Annotated in this window: 21 protein-coding genes; 12 read left to right on the top strand and 9 right to left on the bottom strand. The window is 73.2% G+C overall.

Annotated elements, in window-relative coordinates; all coding sequences use genetic code 11:
* Together ACR9ZK_RS09070 and ACR9ZK_RS09065 are read left to right on the top strand one after the other, a co-directional pair.
* Window positions 1-804 (top strand): PIG-L deacetylase family protein, encoded by an 804-nt coding sequence (locus ACR9ZK_RS09070; protein ID WP_481341571.1) that lies wholly within the window; start codon window positions 1-3, stop codon window positions 802-804.
* Window positions 805-849: 45 nt separating this feature from the next.
* Window positions 850-1317 (top strand): SCP2 sterol-binding domain-containing protein, encoded by a 468-nt coding sequence (locus tag ACR9ZK_RS09065; RefSeq protein ID WP_481341570.1) that lies wholly within the window; start codon window positions 850-852, stop codon window positions 1315-1317.
* A gap of 72 nt (window positions 1318-1389) precedes the next feature.
* Here the strand turns inward: ACR9ZK_RS09065 and ACR9ZK_RS09060 are convergent, their stop codons facing one another.
* Both ACR9ZK_RS09060 and ACR9ZK_RS09055 read right to left on the bottom strand, forming a co-directional pair.
* Entirely contained in the window at window positions 1390-2784 is a 1395-nt protein-coding gene (locus ACR9ZK_RS09060) for a GntP family permease (protein WP_481341569.1), read from the bottom strand.
* Complete coding sequence (locus ACR9ZK_RS09055) at window positions 2781-3311, bottom strand: gluconokinase (protein WP_481341568.1); 531 nt, start codon at window positions 3309-3311, stop codon at window positions 2781-2783. Before ACR9ZK_RS09055 ends, ACR9ZK_RS09060 begins: the two co-directional genes overlap by 4 nt.
* 157 nt (window positions 3312-3468) lie before the next feature.
* Here ACR9ZK_RS09055 and ACR9ZK_RS09050 point away from each other — a divergent pair, with 157 nt between their 5' ends.
* Complete coding sequence (locus ACR9ZK_RS09050; RefSeq protein ID WP_481341567.1) at window positions 3469-4173, top strand: FadR/GntR family transcriptional regulator; 705 nt, start codon at window positions 3469-3471, stop codon at window positions 4171-4173.
* Window positions 4174-4259: 86 nt separating this feature from the next.
* Here the strand turns inward: ACR9ZK_RS09050 and ACR9ZK_RS09045 are convergent, their stop codons facing one another.
* Window positions 4260-6494: an NADP-dependent isocitrate dehydrogenase gene (locus ACR9ZK_RS09045; protein ID WP_481341566.1), complete on the bottom strand. Its 2235-nt coding sequence runs from the start codon at window positions 6492-6494 to the stop codon at window positions 4260-4262.
* Window positions 6495-6888: 394 nt separating this feature from the next.
* Here ACR9ZK_RS09045 and ACR9ZK_RS09040 point away from each other — a divergent pair, with 394 nt between their 5' ends.
* Window positions 6889-8283, top strand: coding sequence for a serine hydrolase domain-containing protein (locus ACR9ZK_RS09040; protein WP_481341565.1), 1395 nt, complete (start codon window positions 6889-6891; stop codon window positions 8281-8283).
* Entirely contained in the window at window positions 8283-8948 is a 666-nt protein-coding gene (locus tag ACR9ZK_RS09035; protein WP_481341564.1) for a GNAT family N-acetyltransferase, read from the top strand. Before ACR9ZK_RS09040 ends, ACR9ZK_RS09035 begins: the two co-directional genes overlap by 1 nt.
* Window positions 8949-9017: 69 nt before the next feature.
* Here ACR9ZK_RS09035 and ACR9ZK_RS09030 read toward each other — a convergent pair whose 3' ends face one another.
* Window positions 9018-10511 carry an MFS transporter gene (locus tag ACR9ZK_RS09030; protein WP_481341563.1) on the bottom strand — a complete coding sequence of 498 codons (1494 nt, stop codon included), beginning with the start codon at window positions 10509-10511 and terminating at the stop codon, window positions 9018-9020.
* A 135-nt stretch (window positions 10512-10646) separates the two neighbouring features.
* On the opposite strand from ACR9ZK_RS09030, the gene ACR9ZK_RS09025 reads away from it, so the two are divergent.
* Window positions 10647-11414 carry a TetR/AcrR family transcriptional regulator gene (locus ACR9ZK_RS09025; protein ID WP_481341562.1) on the top strand — a complete coding sequence of 256 codons (768 nt, stop codon included), beginning with the start codon at window positions 10647-10649 and terminating at the stop codon, window positions 11412-11414.
* Window positions 11415-11579: 165 nt separating this feature from the next.
* On the opposite strand, the gene ACR9ZK_RS09020 is transcribed toward ACR9ZK_RS09025, so the two are convergent.
* Together ACR9ZK_RS09020 and ACR9ZK_RS09015 are read right to left on the bottom strand one after the other, a co-directional pair.
* Entirely contained in the window at window positions 11580-11885 is a 306-nt protein-coding gene (locus ACR9ZK_RS09020) for a hypothetical protein (RefSeq protein WP_481341561.1), read from the bottom strand.
* A 37-nt stretch (window positions 11886-11922) separates the two neighbouring features.
* Window positions 11923-14004 carry an MMPL family transporter gene (locus tag ACR9ZK_RS09015; RefSeq protein ID WP_481341560.1) on the bottom strand — a complete coding sequence of 694 codons (2082 nt, stop codon included), beginning with the start codon at window positions 14002-14004 and terminating at the stop codon, window positions 11923-11925.
* Between the two features lie 138 nt (window positions 14005-14142).
* Here ACR9ZK_RS09015 and ACR9ZK_RS09010 point away from each other — a divergent pair, with 138 nt between their 5' ends.
* Entirely contained in the window at window positions 14143-14586 is a 444-nt protein-coding gene (locus ACR9ZK_RS09010; RefSeq protein WP_481341559.1) for a MarR family winged helix-turn-helix transcriptional regulator, read from the top strand.
* Between the two features lie 42 nt (window positions 14587-14628).
* Here ACR9ZK_RS09010 and ACR9ZK_RS09005 read toward each other — a convergent pair whose 3' ends face one another.
* From ACR9ZK_RS09005 to ACR9ZK_RS08995, 3 genes are all read right to left on the bottom strand, one after another.
* Window positions 14629-15879 carry an NAD(P)/FAD-dependent oxidoreductase gene (locus tag ACR9ZK_RS09005; RefSeq protein ID WP_481341558.1) on the bottom strand — a complete coding sequence of 417 codons (1251 nt, stop codon included), beginning with the start codon at window positions 15877-15879 and terminating at the stop codon, window positions 14629-14631.
* Between the two features lie 176 nt (window positions 15880-16055).
* On the bottom strand, window positions 16056-16826 hold the full coding sequence (gene ddaH / locus ACR9ZK_RS09000) for a dimethylargininase (protein WP_481341557.1): 771 nt from the start codon (window positions 16824-16826) through the stop codon (window positions 16056-16058).
* Window positions 16827-16835: 9 nt separating this feature from the next.
* The gene (locus ACR9ZK_RS08995) at window positions 16836-17804 is read right to left on the bottom strand and encodes a LysR substrate-binding domain-containing protein (RefSeq protein WP_481341556.1); all 969 of its coding nucleotides are present in this window, start codon (window positions 17802-17804) and stop codon (window positions 16836-16838) included.
* 83 nt (window positions 17805-17887) lie between these two features.
* On the opposite strand from ACR9ZK_RS08995, the gene ACR9ZK_RS08990 reads away from it, so the two are divergent.
* From ACR9ZK_RS08990 to ACR9ZK_RS08970, 5 genes are all read left to right on the top strand, one after another.
* Window positions 17888-18670 carry a MerR family transcriptional regulator gene (locus ACR9ZK_RS08990; RefSeq protein ID WP_481341555.1) on the top strand — a complete coding sequence of 261 codons (783 nt, stop codon included), beginning with the start codon at window positions 17888-17890 and terminating at the stop codon, window positions 18668-18670.
* Between the two features lie 53 nt (window positions 18671-18723).
* Complete coding sequence (locus ACR9ZK_RS08985) at window positions 18724-19761, top strand: aspartate-semialdehyde dehydrogenase (RefSeq protein ID WP_481341554.1); 1038 nt, start codon at window positions 18724-18726, stop codon at window positions 19759-19761.
* A 62-nt stretch (window positions 19762-19823) separates the two neighbouring features.
* A complete protein-coding gene (tmk, locus tag ACR9ZK_RS08980) occupies window positions 19824-20510 on the top strand; it encodes a dTMP kinase (RefSeq protein WP_481341553.1) in 687 nt (228 codons plus the stop codon).
* On the top strand, window positions 20507-21667 hold the full coding sequence (locus tag ACR9ZK_RS08975; protein WP_481341552.1) for a DNA polymerase III subunit delta': 1161 nt from the start codon (window positions 20507-20509) through the stop codon (window positions 21665-21667). The genes tmk and ACR9ZK_RS08975 overlap by 4 nt, the downstream gene beginning before the upstream one ends.
* 87 nt (window positions 21668-21754) lie before the next feature.
* Window positions 21755-23311, top strand: a complete 1557-nt coding sequence (locus ACR9ZK_RS08970) for an alpha/beta hydrolase (protein ID WP_481341551.1) — start codon at window positions 21755-21757, stop codon at window positions 23309-23311.
* Window positions 23312-23462: the final 151 nt, after the last annotated feature.

The following is a 23462-nucleotide window of genomic DNA, read 5'->3' as shown; positions in this document are numbered from 1 at the left end:
ATGGCAACCGTCGTGTTCGTCCACGCCCATCCCGACGACGAGGCGTCGCAGACCTCCGGCTCCATGGCCCGTGCGGTCTCCGAGGGGCACCGCGTCGTCCTCGTCGTCGCCACCAACGGCGACCACGGCGACGTCCCCGGTGACCTCGCCGAGGGCGAGACCGTCGTGCACCGCCGGCGCGTCGAGGCCGAGGCGTCGAACGCCGTCATCGGCACGCACCGCGTCGTCTTCCTCGGCTACGCCGACTCGGGCATGACGGGGTGGGCGCAGAACGAGCACGAGGGCAGCTTCATGCGGGTCGACACCGAGGAGGCGGCGCAGCGCGTCGCCGCGGTGCTGCGCGAGGAGGACGCCGACGTCGTCGTCGGCTACGACTGGCACGGCGGCTACGGGCACCCCGACCACGTCAAGGTGCACGCCGTGACCCGTCGGGCCGCCGAGCTCGCCGGGACGCCGCGCTATCTCGAGTCGTCGATGAACCGGACCGCGATGATCCGCTCCCACGAGGCCGCCGTCGCCGCCGGGCACGACGTGGGCGAGTGGGACCCGCGTGCGCCGATGGACGACGGCAACCCGCTCGGCAGCCTCGAGGAGGAGCTGCACTGGGCCTGCGACGTCAGCGACTTCCTCGAGGTCAAGCGCTCGGCGCTCAAGGCGCATGCGAGCCAGTCCGATGCCCAGGGGATGCTCGAGATCCCCGAGCAGATGTTCGCGGTGGCCTTCGGGTGGGAGCACTTCATCGAGCCCGGCCGCCCCGAGGGGATGGTCGCGGGCTGGTTCCTCGAGAGCGCCACCGTCCGATAGGTTACCGCCGGTAACCGTCCTCGTCGTCGCCCGAAAGGGGCCTCCATGTCCGACATCGACTTCGCGACCGCCACCCCCGAGCAGCTGGCCGCCGTCGAGCCGGCCGCCTTCATCCAGACCGTGAAGACGATGTCCGACAAGGACGTCGCCGCGCTCATGGCCTCGCCGAACCGCGAGGTGGTCCTGCGCTCGGTCTTCGAGCGGATGCCCGAGCTGTTCCGGGCCGACCGTGCCGGGTCCACGACCGCCACGACGCACTGGACGGTCACCGGCCGGCCCGAGGGGGGCGCGGACGAGTGGACCGTGCGGGTCCAGGACGGCACGTGCACCACGACCCGCGGCCTCGACGGCGCCGCGACCCTGGCCCTGACGATGGGCCCGGTCGAGTTCCTCAAGCTGGTCAGCAAGAGCGGCAACCCGGTCATGATGTTCATGACCGGCAGGATCAAGGCCAAGGGCGACCTCGGCCTCGCCGCCAACCTCGCGAGCTTCTTCGACGTCCCAAGGGTCTGAGGCACGCCGCGAGACGCCCACCCGGCCGCGGCGGTCGGGTGGGCGTCTCGTGCACCCAGTCGTCTCGTGGACCTAGACGACGAGGTTCAGCAGGAGCACGAGGCCGAGGCCGGTCACCGACAGGACGGTCTCCATGAGCGACCACGTCTTGACCGTCTGGCCGACCTTCATGCCGAAGTACTCCTTGACGAGCCAGAAGCCGGCGTCGTTGACGTGCGAGAAGAACACCGAACCGGCGCCGATGGCCAGGACCATGAGGGAGACCTCGGTCGTCGACATGCCCGACGCGAGCGGGGCGAGGATGCCGGAGGCGGTGACCGTCGCGACCGTCGCCGAGCCGGTGGCGAGTCGGATGAGCACCGCGACGAGCCAGGCGAGCAGGAGCACCGACAGCCCGCTCTGGGCGATCCAGTCCGCGACGAGGCGGCCGATGCCGGTGTCGACGAGCGTCTGCTTGAAGCCACCGCCGGCGGCGACGATGAGGACGATGCCGGCGATCGGGCCGAGCGAGGCCTCGAGCGACGACCCGACCTCCTTGACTCCCATGCCCGCGCCGCGGCCGAGGGTGAACATGGCGAGGATGACGGCGATGAGCAGTGCGACCAGCGGCGTGCCGAGGAAGTCGAGGACGGCGCGGGCAGGGGTGTCCTTGCCGGCGAGGACGTCGGCGAGGGCCTTGCCCATCATGAGGGCGACCGGCGTCAGCACGGTGAACAGCGTCGTGCCGAACGACGGACGCCGGGTGGCCGCTTCCGGCCGGGCCTCGAAGAGCTCGGGAGCGGGCACGTCGACCCAGCGGGAGGCCAGACGCGCGAACCACGGGCCGGCCACCGCGACCGTCGGGATGGCGACGAGGATGCCGAGGCCGAGCGTGATGCCGAGGTCGGCCTTGAGCGCGTCGATGGCCACCAGGGGACCCGGGTGCGGCGGCACGAGGCCGTGCATCGCGGACAGCCCGGCGAGGGCTGGGATGCCGACGCGCACGAGGGACAGGCCCGAGCGCCGGGCGACGAGGAAGATCACCGGCATGAGCAGCACGAGGCCGATCTCGAAGAACATCGGCAGGCCGATGACGGCGCCGACACCGGCCATGGCCCAGGGCAGGGTCCGGGTCGAGCTGCGGCCGACGATCGTGTCGACGATCTCGTCGGCGCCGCCGGAGTCGGCGAGCAGCTTGCCGAACATCGCGCCGAGGGCGATGAGGATGCCGACGCCGGCGGCGGTGCTGCCGAAGCCCTTGGTGTAGCTGTCCATGACGTCGGACATCGCCACGCCGGCGATGCCGCCGACGGTCAGCGAGCCGAGCGTCAGCGCGAGGAACGGGTGCAGCTTGAACCGCACGATGAGCACGACGAGGACGGCGATGCCGAGCAGCGCGGCCGGCACGAGGCGTCCGGCGGGGATGACGGGCGCGGCATCGGCGGACACGGCCGATGCGGGCAGCAGGTGGAGCAGGGCGGCGGTCATGACAGGGTCGCTTCCGGGTCTCGGTGGTGCAGGAGGTCGAGGGACTGGGTGACGAGGTCGTCGACGGGCTGGTCGACCTCGAGGACGGCGCCGCGCTCGTCGGCGCCGAGCGGCTCGAGGGTCGCGAACTGCGACTCGACGAGGGCAGCGGGCATGAAGTGCCCCGGCCGGCCGGCGACGCGGGCGGCGATGACCTCCCGGTCGCCGTGGAGGTGGACGAAGTACGCCTCAGGGGCCGCGGCCGTGAGGACCTCGCGGTAGGCGCGCCGGAGCGCTGAGCAGCTCGTGACGCCGCCGGTCCGGGCGTGGTCGGCGAGCCAGGCCGCGATCGTGGCCAGCCACGGTGCCCGGTCACCGTCGGTGAGCGGGACGCCGGCCGACATCTTGGCGACGTTCGCCGGGGGGTGGAAGTCGTCGGCGTCCGCGAACGGGACGCGCAGGCGCTGGGCCAGGGCGGCGCCGACCGTGGTCTTGCCCGAGCCGGACACCCCCATGACGACGACGAGGGGTGGTGGGTGGTGCTGCATGCTCCGTGACTCCTTCGTCCGGCTCGATCGATCTCTTCATCGAGTCGCTGGACCTAGGGTGGAGCAAGAAAGAGGTCTTAACAAGAGGTAAGCGGAAATAAAACTGATTTAAACGCGCCATGGCCACGGTGCATCTGTCGTGTGACAGGCTGGCGCCATGACGGTCGACCGACGTCCCGCGCTCCACGCCAGCGTGCTCGACGCGTTGGGACGCCAGGTCGTCTCCGGGGAGCTGCCGTCCGGCACGGTGCTGCGCATCGACCAGCTCGACGAGCGCTACGGCGTGTCCCGCTCGGTCGTGCGCGAGGCCGTCCGGGTGCTCGACTCCATGGGTCTCGTCGAGGCCCGCAAGCGCATCGGCGTCCGGGTCCTGCCGAGCACGTCGTGGAACGTCTTCGACCCCCGCGTCATCCGCTGGCGGCTCGACGGCCCGGGCCGCGAGGAGCAGCTGCTCTCGCTCGGCGAGCTGCGCCGCGGTGTCGAGCCCGTCGCCGCCGAGCTCGCCGCCGCCCACGCCAGCCCCGACCAGTGCGGCGTCCTGGTCGGCGCGGTGATGGCGATGGCCGTGCACGCCAAGTCGGGCGACCTCGAGGCCTACCTGGAGGCCGACCAGCTCTTCCACGCCACGCTGCTGTCGGCATCCGGCAACGAGATGCTCGCCGCGCTGTCGGGCGTCGTCGGCGAGGTTCTCGCCGGCCGCACGCACCACGACCTCATGCCCTCGACGCCCAACCCGGTTGCGGTCCGACTGCACGGCGACGTCGCCGAGGCCGTGCAGTCCGGCGACGGTGCGGCGGCGTCCGCCGCGATGCAGGCCATCATCGCCGAGGCCAGCGAGGCCCTGCGCGACGCCGAGTCCTGACGCCCCCTAGGCCGGAGCCGGTCGAAAAGGGACGTGCCCACCCGACCGCGATGGTCGGGTGGGCACGTCGGACGGGCGGTGGCGCGTCAGGCGAGTGCGTCGATGATCTGGTTGAGCGTTGCGGACGGGCGCATGACCTCGGCGACCTTGGCCGGGTCGGGCCGGTAGTAGCCGCCGATGTCGACCGGGTGGCCCTGGGCGCCGATGAGCTCGGCGTCGATGGCGGCGGCGTTCTCCGCGAGTGCCTTGGCGGTGTCCGCGAACGCAGCGGCCAGCGCGGGGTCGTCGGCCTGCTGTGCCAGCTCCTGCGCCCAGTAGAGGGCGAGGTAGAAGTGGCTGCCGCGGTTGTCGATCTGGCCGACCTTGCGTGCCGGCGACTTGTTCTCGTCGAGGAGGCGCCCCGTCGCCCGGTCGAGGGTCTGGCCGAGAACCTTGGCGCGGGCGTTGCCGGTGGCCTCGGCGAGGTGCTCGAGGCTGACGGCGATGGCGAGGAACTCGCCGAGGCTGTCCCAGCGAAGGTAGTTCTCCTGGACGAGCTGCTGCACGTGCTTGGGCGCCGAGCCACCGGCGCCCGTCTCGAACAGGCCGCCGCCGTCGATGAGGGGGACGACCGAGAGCATCTTGGCCGACGTGCCGAGCTCGAGGATCGGGAAGAGGTCGGTCAGGTAGTCGCGCAGGACGTTGCCGGTGACCGAGATGGTGTCCTCGCCCTTGCGGATGCGCTCGAGCGAGTAGGCGATGGCCTCGGCCGGCGCCATGATCTCGATGGTCAGGCCCTCGGTGTCGTGCTCGCCGAGGTACTCCTTGACCTTGGTGATGAGGTTGGCGTCGTGCGCGCGGTCGGCGTCGAGCCAGAACACGGCGGGCGTGCCGGTCGCGCGGGCGCGGTTGACCGCGAGCTTGACCCAGTCACGGATCGGCACGTCCTTGGTCTGGCAGGCGCGCCAGATGTCACCGGCCGAGACGCTGTGCTCGAGCAGGGTCGCGCCCGAGCCGTCGACGACGCGCACGGTGCCGGCCTCGGCGATCTCGAAGGTCTTGTCGTGGCTGCCGTACTCCTCGGCCTTCTGCGCCATGAGGCCGACGTTGGGGACCGAGCCCATCGTCGCCGGGTCGAAGGCGCCGTTGGCGCGGCAGTCGTCGAGGACGACCTGGTAGATCGGCGCGTAGGAGCTGTCCGGGAGGACGGCCAGGGTGTCCTGCTCGTTGCCCTCGGCGTTCCACATGTGACCGGAGGTGCGGATCATCGCCGGCATCGACGCGTCGACGATGACGTCGCTCGGCACGTGCAGGTTGGTGATGCCGCGGTTGCTGTCGACCATCGCGAGGTCCGGGCCCTGGGCGAGGCCGGCCCGGACGGCGTCCTGGACGGCGGCGCGCTGGTCGGCCGGGAGGGACTCGATCGACTTGAGCATCGCCCCGAGGCCGTCGTTCGGCGAGGCGCCGGCGGCCGCGAGCTCGGCGGCGTGCTCGGAGAACAGGCTCGGGAAGAAGGCACGGATGACGTGGCCGAAGATGATCGGGTCGGAGACCTTCATCATCGTCGCCTTGAGGTGCACCGAGAAGAGGACGCCCTCCTCCTTGGCGCGCTCGACCTGGGCGGCGAGGAAGCGCTCGAGCGCGGCGACGTCCATGTACGTGGCGTCGACGACCTCGCCGGCCAGCACCGGGAAGTCCGGCTTGAGGACGGTGACGGTCCCGTCGGCGGCGACGTGCTCGATGCGGATGGTGCCGTCGGCGTCGACGACGACGGACTTCTCGTTGTGCCGGAAGTCGCCGGCGTCCATCGTCGCGACATTGGTCTTCGAGTCGGCGCTCCAGGCGCCCATCGAGTGTGGGTGCCTGCGCGCGTAGCTCTTGACCGACGCCGGAGCGCGCCGGTCCGAGTTACCCTCGCGCAGAACGGGGTTCACGGCCGATCCCTTGACCTTGTCGTAGGCGGCGCGGGCGGCCTTCTCGGCGTCCGTGGTGGGGTTGTCCGGGTAGTCCGGCAGGGCGTAACCCTGCGCCTGCAGCTCGGCGACCGCCGCCTTGAGCTGCGGGATCGATGCCGAGATGTTCGGCAGCTTGATGATGTTGGCCTCGGGTGTCCGGGCGAGCGCGCCGAGCTCGGCCAGCGCGTCGTGCCCGACGCCGGTCGCGGCCTGCTCGGGCGTCAGCACGTCCGGGAAGGAGGCCAGGATGCGGCCCGACAGGGAGATGTCGCGCGTCTCGACGTCGACACCGGCCTGCTTGGCGAAGGCCGAGACGATGGGCAGCAGCGAGGCCGTGGCGAGCGCGGGGGCCTCGTCGGTGTGCGTGTAGATGATGGTCGAGTCCAACGCGGGTGCTCCGTTCGGTGTGCTCTGGTCGTGTCGGTGGGCCGTCCGTCCAGGGAAACCTGAGCCGGTCCGGCTGAGGCGCTGGCGCCTCGGCGGGGACCGCGACCACCCACCGGCAAGAAATCTTGACATCAAGATATCCGATGCGGCGCGGCCGTGGGGCCGCCGTCCCCATCCTGCCGGGGTGGCCTGCGCCACGCCAGACGCCCGCCCCGCCCGACCCTCCTGCCGGGCGGCGTCCGTCGGGGACACCGTCCGCTGACGACGCACGGTTGCCTCAGGAGTGCGCGGTTCCCGCAGCGGTGCGGCCTGCAGGCCCCACCTCTCGAGGAACCGAGCACTCCTCGGGCGAAGCCGATCGCGGCATCCGTGGGCGACACCTAGGGTCGGGCGGGTGAGCGCGAACCGCCCCTACCCGGTCGACCCTGCCACCGACCGCCACCTGACCCACCTCCTGGCGACCGAGCAGCGGACCAAGCGCCTGCCCTCGGTGGCGGCCGGCATCGTCCGTGACGGCGAGCTCGTGTGGTCCCGGGCCGTGGGCACGCTCGACGGACGGCCCGGTGGCAGTCCCGCCGACGCCGACACCCAGTACCGGATGGGATCGATCACCAAGACGTTCGTCGCGGTCGCCGTTCTGCGTCTGCGCGACGCCGGCCGCCTCGGGCTCGAGGACCGGTTCGAGGACCACGTGCCCGGCACGGCGTTCGGGCACGTGACGATCGCCCAGCTGCTCTCGCACGGGGCCGGGCTGCAGGCCGAGACGAACGGTCCCTGGTGGGAGCGGACCCCCGGCGGCAGCTGGGAGGAGCTCGTCGCCTCCCCCGTACGGCAGCGGTTCGCGCAGGGGCGGCGCTTCCACTACACGAACGTCGGCTATGCGGCCCTCGGCGAGCTCGTGGCCCGCGCCCACGGCACCGCCTGGTTCGAGGTGGTCCGGCGCGACCTGCTCGAGCCGCTCGGGATGGACCGCACGACGAGCCGCCCGACCGGAAAGGCGGCGCAGGGACTGGCGGTGCACCCGTTCGCCGACGTCCTGCTGCCCGAGCCGGAGCACGACGCCGGCGCCATGGCTCCCGCCGGGCAGCTGTGGTCGACGACGCGCGACCTCGCGCGCTGGGCCGCCTTCCTCGCCGGTGACACCGGGGACGTCCTGTCCGGTGACACCCTGGCCGAGATGTGCGAGCCGCGGACGCTCAACGACCTGCCCGGCCAGGCGTGGACGGCGGCCCACGGCCTCGGCTGGCAGGTCTGGAACGTCGACGGCGTCCGGTACGCCGGCCACGGCGGTTCGATGCCCGGCTTCCTCGCCGGCCTGCGGGTGCGCCTCGACTCCGGCGACGGGGTCGTCGTCACGGCGAACGCCACCACCGGCCTCGGGCCGTTGGGACCCGCGCTCCTCGACGCGTTCGTCGAGCGCGAGCCGAAGCCGGTGCAGCCGTGGCACGCCGACCCGGCAGGGCCCGCCTCGGAGCACGCGCGCCACGCCGAGCTCGGGGGCCTCTGGCACTGGGGCCCGGCCGTCGCGACGGCCCGGCTCGACGGGGAGCACCTCGTCCTCGGCGAGCCGGGTCAGGCGCGCGGCTCACGCTTCGCCCGCGCGGCGGCCGACGGGCCCGACGCGTGGGTGGGCCTCGACGGCTACTACACGGGCGAGCCGCTGCGCGTCGTGCGTCGACCCGACGGCACGGTGTCCCACCTCGACCTCGCCTCGTTCCGCTTCACCCGGACGCCGTACGACCCCTTCGGCGACGTGCCGGGCGGTGTCGACGAGGGCGGCTGGCGCTGATGTCGCCCCCGGACGTGCCACCATCCGACCTGTCGCCTCCCGACCTGTCGCGGCTCGTCTGGCCCCGGCGCACCGAGCGTCTCGTCCTGCGGCCGCTGCGTCTGGAGGACGTCGATCCGATCCACGCCTTCCGCAGCCTGCCCGAGGTCGTCGTGCACCTGAGCCACGACGTCCTCAGCCCGGACGAGGTGCGCGAACGGGTCCTCACCCGGATGGCCGGCGGGCGCCCCGACGCCCTCGAACCGACGCTGGGCCTCGCCGTCGAGGAGCAGGCCACCGGGCGCGTCGTCGGTGACGTCATGCTCCGCCTCGAGCCCTCCCACTCCATCTCGCGCACGCCTTCCCCGGCCTGGGAGGGCACCATCGGCTACGCCCTGCACCCGGACGTCCACGGTCGCGGGTTCGCCAACGAAGCTGCGGCCGAGCTGCTGCGGATCGGGTTCGTCGACCTCGGGCTGCGCCGCATCACCGCCGACGCGTACGCCGAGAACGTCGCCTCCAACCGCGTGCTCCGCCGGATCGGCATGCGCCACGAGGCGACGATCCGGGCCAGGTCGCTCGGCAAGGACGGCACGTGGCTCGACGACAACCTCTGGGCCGTCCTCCGAGAGGAGTGGCCCGGCCTTCCGGAGCCGACGAACGCCGCGCCCGGGGTCGACCCCTGACGCGGCGTCCGCCGGTCGACGGCACGCGGGAAGGCGGAGCGGAGGCGGCGAGGCCCCGATGCGGCGATCTCAGTGGGTGCCGTGGTGCTCGGCCCGTCGGGGCAGGAGGAAGACGAGCAGCCAGCCGACGGCGACCATCGCGAGCGCGACCCACAGCGAGGACTGCGTCGCCGCCGTGAACCGTTCGGAGGTCGAGCCCTTCGTGGGGTCCTCGATGCCGCTGAAGAAGACCGTGCCCAGCACCGCGATGCCGAGCGCGCCGCCGATCTGCTGCACCGCCGTCAGGGTGCCCGACGCCGAACCGGACTCCTCCGGCGAGACCCCCGCGAGCACGATGTCGAAGAACGGCGCCATGAGCATGCCCATGCCGGTTCCCATGAGGACGAGCGCGGGCGCCATCGCGAGGATCGTCACCGATGCCCCGGCCGAGCCGACGACGGCGACGAGCAGCACGAGGCCGCCGGCGAGGACGATGCCGCCGAGGTGCATGAGGTGCCGGCCGAGCCGCTCGTTGAGCCCCTGGGCGATGCCGAAGCCGACCGTCATGCCGATCGCCTGGGGCAGGCCGGCAAGACCGGCGTGGAGCGGGTCGAAGCCGAGGCCGAGCTGGACGAAGAGGGTGAGCACGAGTGAGCTGCCCATGAGGGAGCCGAAGAGGGCGAGCCCGGTCAGCAGCCCCGAGGTGAAGGCCCGCTTGCCGAAGAGCGAGGGCACGACGAGCGTCGCGCGTCCGACCCGGTCGCGTCGCCGCTCGAGCACGGCGAAGGTGACGAAGGCCCCGAGCGACAGGGCGAGGAGGCCGAAGCACCACGCGGGCCAGTGCTGCTCGCGGCCCTGGATGAGGGGGACGACGAGGGCCACCATGCCCGTGGTCGCGAGCAGCGCGCCCGGCACGTCGATGCGCAGCGACCGGTCGGGCCGGGAGGCGGGCAGGTAGCGCAGGCCCGCCACGAACCCGGCCAGCCCGATCGGCACGTTGATCGCGAAGATGGCTCGCCAGCCCAGGCCGAGGAGGTCCGCGTCGACGAGCCATCCGGCCAGCACCGGGCCGCCCACCGACGACAGGCCCATGACCGGCCCGAAGGCTCCGAACGCCCGACCCATCTCGGCGGGCGGGAACATCTCCTTGATGAGCCCGAGGCCCTGCGGGATCATCGCGGCCCCGAAGAACCCCTGGACGACCCGGGTCACGACGAGCATCTCGGGAGAGACGGCGGCTGCGCACGCGAGTGAGGCGAGCGTGAAGCCGGCCATCCCGACGAGGAACAGCCGCCGCCGGCCGAACAGGTCGCCGAGACGTCCACCGAGCAGCAGGCCCGAGGCCATGGCCACGGTGTAGGCCGCCGTGAACCACTGGACGAGGGTGGCCGAGCCGCCGAGGTCGCGCACGACCGAGGGCCCGGCGATGACCGTGACGAGGGCGTCGAGCAGGTCCATCACCTCGGCGGCGAGGACGACGAAGAGCGCGGCCCAGCGGAACGGGTGCGCTGCGAGAGCGGGGACGGCGCCGGACGTCGGGCTGACGCCGCTCGGGGGCGGAGAGGTCGTGGTCGGGGTGCTCATGGGGCCCTCCTTGGGTCCGAAGAAGACGAACGCTGTTCGTGACGAACACCGTTCTACTAACGAACGATGTTCGCGTCAAGTACGATGTTCGTCAGGGCTCGGGACCCCGGGCCGGGTGCGAGACGAGGGAGCTGCATGAGGAATCCCGGAGCGGCCGACCTGCCCGAGGCGCCGTGGCGGCCTCGCCCGCGGACGACGCGGGCGCGCACCCCCATCTCGCTGGCGCGCATCGTCGACACCGCGCTGCGCATCGTCGACGCCGAGGGCACCGACGGCGTGACGATGCGGCGCGTCGCCACCGAGCTCGGCACCGGCCCGGCCTCGCTCTACGCCTATGTCGGTTCCCGCGAGGAGCTGCTCGTGCGGGTCCACGAGCGCGTCATCGAGGAGGTCGACTTCCCCGACTGGCGGGCGCTCGGCTGGCAGGAGGCGATGCGCGGGTTCGCCACGAGCATCCACGACGTCTACCGCCGTCACGCCGACATCGCACTGCTCAGCTTCGCCGACGTCCCGACGACCGAGCCGGCGCTGCGCGGGGCCGAGGACCTCCTGGCGGCCATGCTCGAGGGCGGCGTGCCGATGCGCGTGGCGGCCTGGTCCTTGGACCGGCTCTCGCTCTACATCGGTGCCGACGCCTACGAGGGCTGGCTCATGCAGCGCCGGTTCGGCGGTGCGACACCGGAGGAGTCCGAGAGGCGCGGGCGGGCCTACTTCGACCAGGTGGGGCAGTTCTTCGCGGCGCTGCCGCGCGACCGCTTCCCCGTGATGACGACGCACGTGGACGAGATGATGGACGGCGACGGGGAGGAGCGGTTCAGGTTCGGGATCGACATGTTCATCGCCGGCATCGCGAGCACGGTGGCGCCCGGCGCGAGCCCTCGGGCGGGGGGCAGGCAGCCCTGAGGTCCACCCGGACGTGTGAGCTCCTCCGAGCGAGTGCCGCGTGGGCCACGAGCCGGGGTGGCTCGTGGCCCACGCGGGTTCCCGTCGGGTGGGAGCGCAGGACGCCCGACGGAGCCGGTGGCGAGGGTGGCGGCGTGGCGCCGACCGGCGCTCAGGACGGCGCGGTCAGCACCAGGGGTAGACGAACAGGCTGGCGCTGCCCGCGCGGTGGTCGGCGAGCAGGAGGCGCAGCGGGATGGGGTCCGGCACGCCGCTGAGGTCGGCGCCCGGGCGGGGGGTGACGCCGACCGCGAGGGCCGTGGAGACCGGTAGCCCCTCCCGGGCGACCTGGGGGAGGACGCCGAGCGACCTCAGCGTGCCGAGCCCGGCTCGCATGCAGCCGGTGTCCTCGGCGGCGGCGGCCGACCCGGCGCTCGTGAGGGCCGCAGCGGTGACCAGGGCGAGGGTGGCGGTGGCGGTGGCGATTCTCATCGGTGACTCCTGTGTCTCCCCGAGCGTCCATGGTTTGTCAAAGGTTGACCGCCCCACTGTCGACCCGTCTCGGTAGCGTGTCAATGGTTTGTACAGGGTTTGTCGCGCCACCGCGCCGCGGCCACCAGAACCGGTCGCCGAGCGCGACCGCGATCGCCGGCACGAGCAGGGTCCGGACGACGAGCGTGTCGAGGAGCACCCCGAGGCAGATGATGACGCCGATCTGGGCGAGCACCACGAGAGGCAGCACGCCCAGCACGGCGAAGACGGCCGCCAGCAGGATGCCCGCGCTGGTGATGACGCCTCCCGTCGCCGCGAGACCGCGGAGCATGCCGAGCCTCGCCCCGTGCTGCCGCGTCTCCTCCCTGGCCCGGGTCACGAGGAAGATGTTGTAGTCGACGCCCAGGGCGACGAGGAAGACGAACGCGTAGAGCGGTGCGCTGTCATCGAGCGCCTCGAACCCGAACAGCGTCGTGAACAGCCACCATGACGCGCCGACGGCCGCCAGGTAGGTCGCGACGACGGTCGACACGAGCACGAGCGGTGCCACGACCGAGCGAAGCAGCAGCCCGAGGGCCACGAGCACGAGCGCGAGGACGATCGGCAAGATGACGAACCGGTCGCGCGCTGACGCCTCGGCCTGGTCGAGGGCCACCGCCTCGGTGCCGCCCACGTGGGTCTCGGCGATGGGGGCGACCGCGGCTCGGAGCGCTCGCACCGTCTCGGCAGCATCGGGCGTGCCCGGTGCCGCCGCGATGACGGCGTCGACCTCGGTGACGCCGTCGCCGCGCGCCGTGACACGCGCGCTGGAGACGCCCTCCACGCCGGCTGCGGCAGCCCGCACGCGCTCGCCGTCGCCGGTGGTGACGACCACCGCAGGGTCGGCGCTGCCGGCCGGGAACGACCGCGCGAGGCGCTCGCCGGCCGCGATGGCCTCGGGCTTGGTGAGGAACTGGTCGGACTGCTCGAGCCCGGTGTCGACCGCGAGCAGGCCGCTCGCCATCGCGGCGAGGACGACGAGCGTCACGGCGATGACCCGACGCGGCTGCGCGGCGACGCGGTCGCCCACCCGCCGCCACAGCGAGCGCGCGTCGGCGAGGGACTGCTGCCCGACGCGCGGGACGCGGGGCCAGAAGACCCAGCGGCCGAGACAGACCAGGGCGGCCGGCAGGACCAGCAGGACGAACGCCGCCGCGACGACGACGCCCACGGCGCAGGCCAGCCCGAGCCCGCGAGTCGCGGGGAAGAGCGAGAGCAGGAGGGTCAGGAGGCCGACGACGACGGTGACCGCGCTCGACACCACGGCCTCCGCGGTGCGCCGTAGGGCGAGCGACATGGCATCGCGGCGGTCCTCGTGGTGGCGCAGCTCGTCGCGGTACCGGGAGATCAGCAGGAGCGCGTAGTCGGTGCCCGCGCCGAAGACGAGGACCGACAGGATGCCGGTGGTCGACGCGTCCCAGGCCAGCCCGAAGGCGGAGAGCACGTGCGTCGACAGCACGGTGGCGACGCGGTCGGCGACCCCGACGACGACGAGCGGCACGAGCCACAGCACCGGGCTGCGGTAGGTCAGCACGAGGAGCAGCGCCACGACCGACGCCGTCGCGACGAGCAGCCTTGTGTCGGCGCCGTCGAAGACCTGTGCGAGGTCCGCCTCGACGGCGGCCGGCCCGGTGACCTGGGCGGTGAGGCCCGGCGGCAGGTCGGCGCGGGCCGTGGTGCGGATGGCCGCGACGGCCCGGCCCGTGGCCGCGGCGTCGGTGGCGGAGACGGGCACGACCACGAGCGCCGCCGTGCCGTCGTCGCTGCGCTGCACCGGGACGCGTCCGCCTCCGGGCAGGGCGGCCGCGCGGTGCGAGACCGCGACGAGGTCGGCGTCGTCGAGACGGCCGTCGTCGCGGGAGAACACGACGACGGCGCTCGAGCCCCGGACCTCGGGCAGCCGCTCCCGCAGCGCAGCGGCCGCCGCGCTGTCGGAGCCGGTGGCCAGCGCGTCGGACGTCGACGCGGTCCGCGTCGCCTCGCCGACGGCGGCGACGACGCCCGCGGCCCCGGCAAGCGCGAGAATGACGATGGCGACGGCCCACCATCGCCGAGTGATCGTGTCGGTGAGACTCTGCACCGCACACCCTCCTGACCAAGGATGAGTAACCTGGTTACTCAGAAGATTACTAAGTTGGTGAGTGACATTAGCACGAAGCAACGCGTCGCCCCGTCGACCCCAGCCGCGGGAAACCCCGACGTACCCGAGGTGGGACTCGTGCCCGGCGTGCCGCAGTGGCGCACGACGCCGACCCTCGCGGCCCTGCAGGAGCTCGTCGAGGTGTCCGAGACCGTGCCCGGCGTCGTCGCGCGTCAGGCGGGCCTGTCGACCTCGGAGCTGCACTCCCTGCGCCACCTCATGCGTGGACCCCTGGGGCCGGTGGAGCTCTCGCGTCTGCTCGGGGTCACGTCGGCGGCGTCCTCGGGCGTCGTCGACCGGCTCGTCTCACGCGGGCACGCCGAGCGACGCTCGCACCCGGGCGACGGCCGGCGCACCGAGGTCGTCATCACCGACAGCGGGCGCGCCGAGGTGCTGGCCCGGATGCGGCCCATGTTCGAGTCGCTCGCCGCGCTCGACGCTTCGCTCGCCGACGACGAGCGCGTCGTCGTCGAGCGCTACCTCCGCGGCGCCATCGACGCCATGACGGCGCTGACCCGCTGACTCCTGACCCGCCGACTCGCCGACCGTCCGACCCGAGCGACGTCAGGACAGGTGCGCGTCGACGGCCTCGGCGGCCCGCTGGCCCGACACGAGCGCGCCCTGGATGGAGGCGGTGTCCCGGTGGTCGCCGCAGACGAACAGGCCGTCGCCGAGCTGGACGGGGGAGCGCACCTCGAGCGGGGGAGCCGTGAGCGGGAGTGCGGCGTCGACGCGGTGCCGGGTCACGGTGCGCCACCCGCTCGTGCCGCGACCGTAGATCTCGCCGACATGGCGCAGCACCTCGGCCTCGGACGCGTCGCCGTCGGGCCGGTCGAGCAGGCACGTGGCCTGGACGAGGTGGTGCGTCGGTGGCGCGTAGCTCGGGGCCGTGGCCGACAGGACGGCGGTGTTCCACACGGGCCCCGGCGACGTGTTGTCCTTCCGGCGGCCGTCGAGCGCGACGAGCGGAAGGTCCGTGGGCGGCTCGGGCGCCTCGAACCACCAGGTGACCAGCCCCCGGGTCGCCGGCTCGGGCAGCGGGGTCAGGTGCGCCGCGCCACCCGGGTCGGTCGCGACGACGACCGCCCGTGACGCCAGCCGCGTGCCGTCGACGCGCACGTCGACGCCGCCACCGGCCGCGTCGATCGACTCGACGTGGCTGTGCAGCCGGACGCGGTCACCGAGCGGGCTCGCGAGCTGCCTGGGCAGCTCCTGCATCCCCGCCGCGGGGACCGCCGGACGCCCGAGCGCGAACATGCGCACCAGGAGCTTGGTGAAGTTGGCCGAGCTGATGCCGTGGCTGTCGACGAGGACCCCGGCGAGGAACGGGTCGATGACCTCGTGGCGCAGGCGTCCGGTGAGGCCGGCGTCGTCGAAGGACTGGGCCAGTGTGGTGTCGGGCTGGCGCAGGACGGTCTTCGGGTCGGCCATGACGCGGGCCGCCCACCGGGTCGCGCCGGCGAGCTCGCGCGGGTGCAGGTAGCCCGAGCGGATGGTGCGCGCGAGGAGCCTCGGCTCGCGGACGGGATCGGCGACGACCTGCAGGCCGTCGGTGCGGCGCACGAGGACGCCGGAGCCGAACGGCTTGAGGTCGAGGGCGGCGACGTCGACCCAGCGGCGCACCGCCGGGTAGGCAGGGTTGAGCACCTGGAAGCCACGGTCGCAACGGAACCCGTCGACGACGTCGGTGCGGACGCGACCGCCCACGGCGTCGCTCGACTCGAGGACGATGACGTCGCGCCCGAGCTCGGTCAGCCGCCGTGCGCACCTGAGGCCTGCGAGTCCAGCACCCACGACGACGACGTCTGCGTCCACGGAAGGATCACCCCACTGCTCGAGTCCGGTTCCCCGCTCGGCAGCCTAGACCTGCACGACGGGCGAGCCGAGGCCGGACCCGCTCGCCCGGTCGGCCCGGTCAGCCCGGTCGGCCCGGTCAGCCGCGGTCAGCCGCGGTCAGCCCGGTCGGCCCGGTCAGCCACGGTCGGCCGCGGTCAGCCGCGGAGGCGGACCGACAGGCAGGTGACGCAGCCCTCGAGCTTCTCGAACTCGGAGATGTCGACGACGGTGACGTCGAGCCCCCGCTCCTCGAGCTCGTGGGCGGTGCGCGGAGCGGCCGCCGACATGAGCACCGACTGGCCACCGAGCAGCACGACGTGGGCGCCGGCCTCCTCGCGGACGGGCACGAACGCGTCCCAGACCGAGGGGTCGTCGACGAGCGGGGGATAGCCGATGACGCTGCCGTCCGGCAGGGCGGTGACGGCCGACTTCAGGTGCAGGACGCGCGTCACCGGTACCGGCACCACCTCGACGCGGTTGCCGGCCAGCGCCGCCGCGAGCTGCCGGACACCCTCGTGGTTCGTCCGGCCGCCCACCCCGACCCACACGTACCGCCCGTGCTTGAGGACGTCGCCGCCGTCGAGCGTGCCCGGCGCCGTGACCTCGACGACCCGGTAGCCGTGCACCTCGACGGCCTCGCGGACCCCGAGGCGCTCGGCGCGTCGCTCGACGGCGCCCGAGCGGCACAGCACCGCGACGTCACCGTGGACGACCACCTGGTCCTCGACGAAGACGCCGTCCGGGGCATCGTCGACGGGCGCTACCTCCTCGAGGCGCCAGCCGCGCCGCCGCAGCACGTCGCAGTACTCCTGCCACTGGAGCAGCGCGAGCCCGGCATCGACGCGTGGTGCGCGCTCGATGTGCGTCACGAGGCCGTCCGCGAGTCGGGGCGAGGGACGGCGGACGAGCGCGAGGCGACGATGCACGCGCTCACCCTAGGGGGCGAGCGTCGGCTTCTCCTCGGACAGGGCGCTGCGCCACCACTCCTGCGTCTGGGCCGTGTGGGTCAGCTGCTCGCGGTAGGCCGACCCGGCGGCGCGTGCACAGCGCTCGACGTCGGGTTCGTCGAGGGCTCCCCGACGCCACCGCAGCACCCGCCGGGCGGTGATCGGTTGCCCGGTGAGGGGACGCAGCACGCCACCCGGAGGTGCCGACGCCGTCGGCACCGCGAACGAGACGGCCCGGCCGGCGACGACGGCCGGCCACAACGGGCCGAGGTCGTGGGGACCGTACGTCGAGCGCAGCCTCATGCCGAGGCGCGCGACGACTGCCGCCGTCGCCGCGCTGCCCGGGTCGATCTCCGAGGGCGGCAGGATCCAGTCCTCGTCGGCGAGGTCGGTGATGTCGACGCACCGTCGACCGGCGAGGGGGTGCGAGGCGGACAGTGCGACGAGCAGCGGCTCCCGCTCGACGACGGCACGCTGGCCGAGCATCGGCAGGTCCGACGGCGGCGCGGCCGCCAGCACGACGACGACGGCGACGTCGACGCGGCCGTCGACGAGGGCCTCGGTGGTCGTCGTGCCGGGCAGCGGCGGCACGGGCATGAGGGGGCGCTGGATGTCGGTGGCGTAGGCCTGGCCGACGAACGAGCTGAAGAAGCGCATCGAGTCCGAGGAGATGCGCAGCGGTCCCCGGGCCGACGCGCTGGAGCGGATGTCCTCGCGCAGCCCGGCCAGCTCGTCGAGGACGGCCCGGGCCCGCGCGACCACGCGCTCGCCGACCGCCGTGCACTCGACGCCCGACCCGGTCGCCCGGAAGACGGTGCACCCGAGGAGCCGCTCGATGCGCAGCACCTCCGAGCCGAGCACCGACTCGGCGACTCCGAGAGACGCCGCCGCTGCGGGCACGCTGCCGTGCCGGGCGACCGTCGCGACGACGCGCAGGTGACGGACCTCGAGCTCCACGCCCCCGAGGGTAGGGCGCGCGCCGACCTCGTGGTCTTCAATGGAGTTGACCCTCACGTCACGTGAGGCACCACGCTCGACCCATGACCACGAGGACGAGGCAGGAGATGACCACCTGGACCGTGGGCCGGGTCGCCGACGTCTTCGGCGTGACGGTGCGCACCCTGCACCACTACGACGAGATCGGCCTGCTCGTGCCGAGCGAGCGGTCGGCGGCCGGATACCGGCTCTACACCGACGCGGACCTGACGCGCCTGCAGCAGGTCGTCGTCTACCGACGCCTGGAGCTGCCGCTCGAAGAGATCGCCGCGCTGCTCGACGGCGGCGAGGACGCGGTCACCCACCTGCGTCGTCAGCGCGACGCGGTCATGTCCCGGCTCGACGAGCTGTCCGGCATCGTCGCGGCCATCGACCGAGCACTGGAGAGAGAGATGAGCAACCAGCCCGCCACGCCCGAGGAGATGAAGGAGCTCTTCGGCGACGGCTTCAGGGACGAGTACCAGCAGGAGGCGCAGGAGCGCTGGGGCGAGACCGACGCGTGGAAGCAGTCGGCGGCCCGGACCAGGGGCTACACCAAGGCCGACTGGCAGCAGGTCAAGGCCGAGATGGACGCCGTCAACGCGGCCTTCGTCGCGGCCATGGCCGCCGGGGAGCCGGCGACGAGCGAGGCGGCGATGGACGCCGCCGAGCAGCACCGTCGGCACATCGCCGATCGCTTCTACGACCTCGACCACGACGTCCACCGCGGCCTGGCCGACATGTACGTGGCCGACGCGCGGTTCACGAGGACGTACGAGGACGTCGCGCCCGGCCTCGCGCAGTACGTCCACGACGCGATCCACGCCAACGCCGACCGGCACGCGTGACCGAGGAGTGAACGCGGCCCGGGCCCCGTGGGCCCGGGCCGTAGCCTTGTGACATGCGAGTCGGTGTCTTCGGTGCAACTGGTCAGGTCGGCGGGGTCATGCGCACCCTCCTCGAGGAGCGTGACTTCCCCCTCGACGACGTGCGGTTCTTCGCCTCGGCGCGTTCGGCCGGCACGACGCTGCCGTTCAAGGGCCGCGACGTCACCGTCGAGGACTCCGCCACGGCCGACTTCTCCGGCATCGACATCGCGCTGTTCTCCAACGGCGGCGCGGCGAGCAGGGAGCTCGCGCCGAAGGTGGCGGCGGCCGGCGCGGTCGTCGTCGACAACTCGAGCGCGTGGCGCAAGGACCCCGAGGTCCCCCTCGTCGTGTCCGAGGTCAACGCGTCCGACCTCGACACCATCCCGAAGGGCATCGTCGCCAACCCCAACTGCACGACGATGGCCGCGATGCCGGCCCTCAAGCCGCTGCACGACGCGGCCGGCCTCGTGCGCCTGCACGTGAGCAGCTACCAGGCCGTCAGCGGCTCCGGCGGCAAGGGCGTCCAGGAGCTCGACCGCCAGCTGCGGGGCGCCTACGCCGCCGGCGACCCGGCCGGGCTCGCGCTCGACGGCCGTGCCGTCGAGGTTCCCGAGGCGCAGGTCTACGCCGTGCCGGTGGGCTTCAACGTCGTGCCGCTCGCCGGGTCGGTCGTCGACGACGGGTCGCTGGAGACGGACGAGGAGCAGAAGCTGCGCAACGAGTCGCGCAAGATCCTCCACGCCCCGGAGCTCCGCGTGTCCGGCACCTGCGTCCGGGTTCCCGTCTTCACCGGCCACAGCCTGGCGATCCACGCCGAGTTCGAGCGCGACATCACCCCCGACGAGGCCCTCGACCTGCTCAAGAACGCGCCCGGCGTCGTCGTCACCGACGTGCCGAACCCGTTGGAGGCGGCCGGCCGGGACGAGGTCCTCGTCGGCCGCGTCCGCGCCGACCAGGCCGCGCCCGAGGGCAAGGGGCTGGTCCTGTTCGTCGTCGGCGACAACCTGCGCAAGGGTGCGGCCCTCAACGCGGTCCAGATCGCCGAGGAGCTCCTCGCGCGCCGCAGCTGAGGCCTGCGAGCCGCGGGGCACCGACCGGCCGGGTGTCCCCGGCCTCGCATAGGCTCGGGGCCGTGACGGAGAACCTCGCGGCCGCGACCCCGGTCGGCCCGGACGGCCCGCACGCTCGTCCGGACGGCACGGACGCCGGGCTCTTCGTCTGTTTCGAGGGTGGTGACGGGGCCGGCAAGTCGACCCAGGTCCGGCTGCTCACCGAGGCGCTCGAGCGACGCGGACGCCGGGTCGTCGTGACGCGACAGCCCGGCGGGACCCCGCTCGGGCAGCAGATCCGCGACCTCGTCCTGCACGGCGACCACATGTCGGCGCGGGCCGAGGCGCTGCTCTTCGCCGCCGACAAGGCGCAGCACGTCGAGACGCTCATCCGCCCGGCGCTCGCCGAGGGCGCGGTCGTCATCACCGACCGCTACGTCGACAGCTCGGTCAGCTACCAGGGTGCCGGCCGCGAGCTCGGTGCCGGTGAGATCCGCGACCTGCAGCACTGGGCGGTCGGTGGTGTCCTGCCCGACGTCACCATCGTCCTCGACGTCGCGCCCGAGGTCGGGCGTGCCCGACGCGGCGACGTCCACGACCGGCTCGAGTCCGAGGCCGACGCCTTCCACGCGGCCGTCCGCCAGGGCTACCTCGACCTCGCCGCGGCCGACCCGGCCCGGTACCTCGTCCTCGACGCGTCCGACCCGGTCGAGTCCCTGCACGCGGCCGTGATGGCCCGCGTCGACGTCCTGCTCGAGAGCCGCTCATGACCGTCTGGCGCGACCTCGTCGGCCAGGAGCCGACCATCGAGACGCTCTCGAGGGCGGTCCGCGACGAGTCGGCCATGACGCACGCGTGGCTCTTCACCGGGCCGCCAGGGTCCGGGCGGTCAACGGCCGCAAGGGCGTTCGCGGCCGCGCTCCAGTGCCCGCAGGGCGGCTGCGGTGAGTGCGTCGAGTGCCGCACGTCCCTCGACGGCACCCACGCCGACGTCAAGGTCGTCGCCACCGAGGGTCTGTCGATCAAGGTGGCCGAGGCGCGCGCCCTCGTCCAGGAGGCGGCCCTGCGCCCGTCGGTCGGGCGGTGGCGCATCATCATCATCGAGGACGCCGACCGGCTCACCGCGTACACCGACGCCCCGGCGGACGCCCTGCTCAAGGCCCTCGAGGAGCCGACGCCGCGCACGGTCTGGATGCTGTGCGCCCCGAGCCTCGAGGACGTCATCGTCACGATCCGCTCGCGCTCGCGACACGTGCGCCTGCGAACCCCGCCCGTCGAGGCCGTCGCCGAGCTGCTCGAGCGGCGTGACGGCGTCGAGCCGGCCATGGCCCTCTACGCGGCGCGTGCGGCGCAGAGCCACATCGGCCTGGCCCGCCGCCTCGCCCGCGACGAGCAGGCCCGCATCCGGCGTCGCGACGTCATCGGCATGGCCACCAGGATCGTCGGCGTGGGTGATGCCATCGGCGCCGCCGCCGACCTCGCGCAGATCGCCGAGGAGGAGTCGTCGGCCTCGAGCACCGAGCGTGACGCCGCCGAGCGCGCGCGGCTCATGGAGACCCTCGGCGCCGACCCCGGCGCCCGCGTCCAGCCGCCGCACATCCGCGCGCAGCTGGCCGCCCTCGAGCGAGAGCAGAAGACCCGCGCCACGCGGCACGGGCGCGATGTCATCGACCGCGCGCTCGTCGACCTCGCGTCGGTGTACCGCGACGCGCTCGTGACGCGGCTCGGCTCGGACGTCGGTCTGGTCAACCCCGACGCAGCCGACCGGGTCCGGGGTCTGGCCTCCGTCTTCACGGCTGAGCAGCTGCTCGGGGCGATGGACGCGATCAGCGAGGCGCGCGAGCGCATCAACGCCAACGTCCAACCGCTGCTGGCCCTCGAGGCGATGGCGCTGCGGCTGCGGCTGCCGCGCGACCTCGGCATGTGAGCCCTGCCACGACGGCGCGTCCGGCCCACGCCCACGAGCCGGACGCGACCGCCGGTCGCTCCCGCGGGACCGGTTACCGTTTCGGGCATGACGACACGCCCTGCCGCCATCGCCCGAGCCCTCCTCGCGACGACGGTGACCGCGGCGCTCGTCCTCACCTCGGCGGCGTGCGACCGGTCCGAGCCGCCGGTGCCGGGGTCGACCCGGTCCGGGCTGGCCGAGGCGACCGCCGCCCCGTCGCCGCAGCTCTCGCGCTACTACACGCAGAAACTCGACTGGACCACGTGCGGCTCGGCCCAGTGCGCCGACCTGACCGTCCCTCTCGACTACACGGCGCCCGACCCGTCGACCGACCTGCAGATCAAGGTCGTCCGGGTCCGGGCGCGTGACCAGCAGCACCGCATCGGCTCGCTGCTGGCCAACCCCGGCGGCCCCGGCGCCTCCGGCGTCGACTACGTGCAGCAGGGCGCCGACACCATCGTCGGCCCCGAGGTGCGCAAGTACTTCGACCTCGTCGGCTTCGACCCGCGCGGGGTCGCCCGGTCAGAGCCCATCGACTGCCTCAGCGACAGTGCCATGGACGCCTACCTCGGCACCGACACGACGCCGGACGACGCGGCGGAGGAGCAGGCCCTGCTCGAGCAGAACAAGGCGCTCGCCGCCGGGTGCGTCAAGGACAAGCCGCAGCTCGTCAAGCACATGTCGACCGCCGAGGTGGCCCGCGACATGGACGTGCTCCGCGCGGCCGTCGGCGACCGGCAGCTGAACTACCTCGGCAAGTCATACGGCACCTTCATCGGCTCCACGTACGCCGACCTGTTCCCGCAGCGTGTCGGCCGCGTCGTCCTCGACGGCGTCGTGCCGCCAGACCTCACGGACAAGGAGCTGGCGGCCGGCCAGGCCAAGGGCTTCCAGATCGCGACGAACGCCTACCTCGCCACCTGCGTCTCGGAGGGTGACTGCCCCCTCGGCGACACCGTGCCGGCCGCCGCCAAGGCCCTCGACGCGCTCTTCGCCCGGCTCGACCGCGACCCCCTGCCGACCGGCGACGCCACGGTCCCGCACCTCAACGAGGCGTGGGCCCGGCTCGGCGTGGCATACGCCCTCTACGACCAGGGAGCCTGGGGCATCCTCACCCAGGCGCTGCAGGAGGCAAGGTCGGGCTCGGGGCAGACCCTGATGCAGCTGGCCGACGGATACGCGAGCAGGCACCCGGGCGGCGGCTACGACGGCAACCTCCTCGAGGCCATCAACGCCGTCAACTGCCTCGACCGGCCCGACAGCCCCGACCTGTCGACCTACGAGGGCTACGCCAGGGAGTTCGAGAAGACGGCCCCGACGTGGGGCGCGTCGCTGGCCTGGGGCGCTCTGCCGTGCGGCATCTGGCCGGCCAGATCGGCCGACCAGCCGCACGAGGTGCGGGCTCCCGGCGCCGACCCCATCGTCGTCATCGGCACGACACGCGACCCCGCCACGATCTACGAGTGGAGCAAGCGCCTGGCCGACCAGCTGGAGAACGCGTCGCTCATCACCTTCGACGGCGACGGCCACACGGCCTACGGTCGGAGCAACGCGTGCGTCGACACGGCCGTCGACGCGTACTTCGTGCAGGGACGCGTTCCCGAGGACGGACTGAGATGCTGAGCGACACCCCCGGCGGGCCCGACCGGCCCGAGCCTGTCTCTTATACACATCTCCGAGCCCACGAGACGGAGCTACATCTAGTGTGTCGTCTTCTGTTTTGGAGGGGGGGGGGGGGGGGGGGGGGGGGGGGGGGGGGGGGGGGGGGGGGGGG

The sequence above is a fragment of the Monashia sp. HAY1-5C genome, from assembly GCF_056755255.1.
Note: the sequence above shows the minus strand (reverse complement) of the source record. Positions and strands in the feature narration are given on the sequence as shown.

What these genes read in the sequence shown, in the direction of transcription:
- ACR9ZK_RS09070 (WP_481341571.1), top strand. Translation starts at nt 1, where the DNA reads ATGGCAACCGTCGTGTTCGTCCACGCCCATCCCGACGACGAGGCGTCG.
- ACR9ZK_RS09065 (WP_481341570.1), top strand. Translation starts at nt 850, where the DNA reads ATGTCCGACATCGACTTCGCGACCGCCACCCCCGAGCAGCTGGCCGCC.
- ACR9ZK_RS09060 (WP_481341569.1), bottom strand. Translation starts at nt 2,784, where the DNA reads ATGACCGCCGCCCTGCTCCACCTGCTGCCCGCATCGGCCGTGTCCGCC.
- ACR9ZK_RS09055 (WP_481341568.1), bottom strand. Translation starts at nt 3,311, where the DNA reads ATGCAGCACCACCCACCACCCCTCGTCGTCGTCATGGGGGTGTCCGGC.
- ACR9ZK_RS09050 (WP_481341567.1), top strand. Translation starts at nt 3,469, where the DNA reads ATGACGGTCGACCGACGTCCCGCGCTCCACGCCAGCGTGCTCGACGCG.
- ACR9ZK_RS09035 (WP_481341564.1), top strand. Translation starts at nt 8,283, where the DNA reads ATGTCGCCCCCGGACGTGCCACCATCCGACCTGTCGCCTCCCGACCTG.
- ACR9ZK_RS09030 (WP_481341563.1), bottom strand. Translation starts at nt 10,511, where the DNA reads ATGAGCACCCCGACCACGACCTCTCCGCCCCCGAGCGGCGTCAGCCCG.
- ACR9ZK_RS09025 (WP_481341562.1), top strand. Translation starts at nt 10,647, where the DNA reads ATGAGGAATCCCGGAGCGGCCGACCTGCCCGAGGCGCCGTGGCGGCCT.
- ACR9ZK_RS09020 (WP_481341561.1), bottom strand. Translation starts at nt 11,885, where the DNA reads ATGAGAATCGCCACCGCCACCGCCACCCTCGCCCTGGTCACCGCTGCG.
- ACR9ZK_RS08990 (WP_481341555.1), top strand. Translation starts at nt 17,888, where the DNA reads ATGACCACGAGGACGAGGCAGGAGATGACCACCTGGACCGTGGGCCGG.
- ACR9ZK_RS08985 (WP_481341554.1), top strand. Translation starts at nt 18,724, where the DNA reads ATGCGAGTCGGTGTCTTCGGTGCAACTGGTCAGGTCGGCGGGGTCATG.
- ACR9ZK_RS08975 (WP_481341552.1), top strand. Translation starts at nt 20,507, where the DNA reads ATGACCGTCTGGCGCGACCTCGTCGGCCAGGAGCCGACCATCGAGACG.
- ACR9ZK_RS08970 (WP_481341551.1), top strand. Translation starts at nt 21,755, where the DNA reads ATGACGACACGCCCTGCCGCCATCGCCCGAGCCCTCCTCGCGACGACG.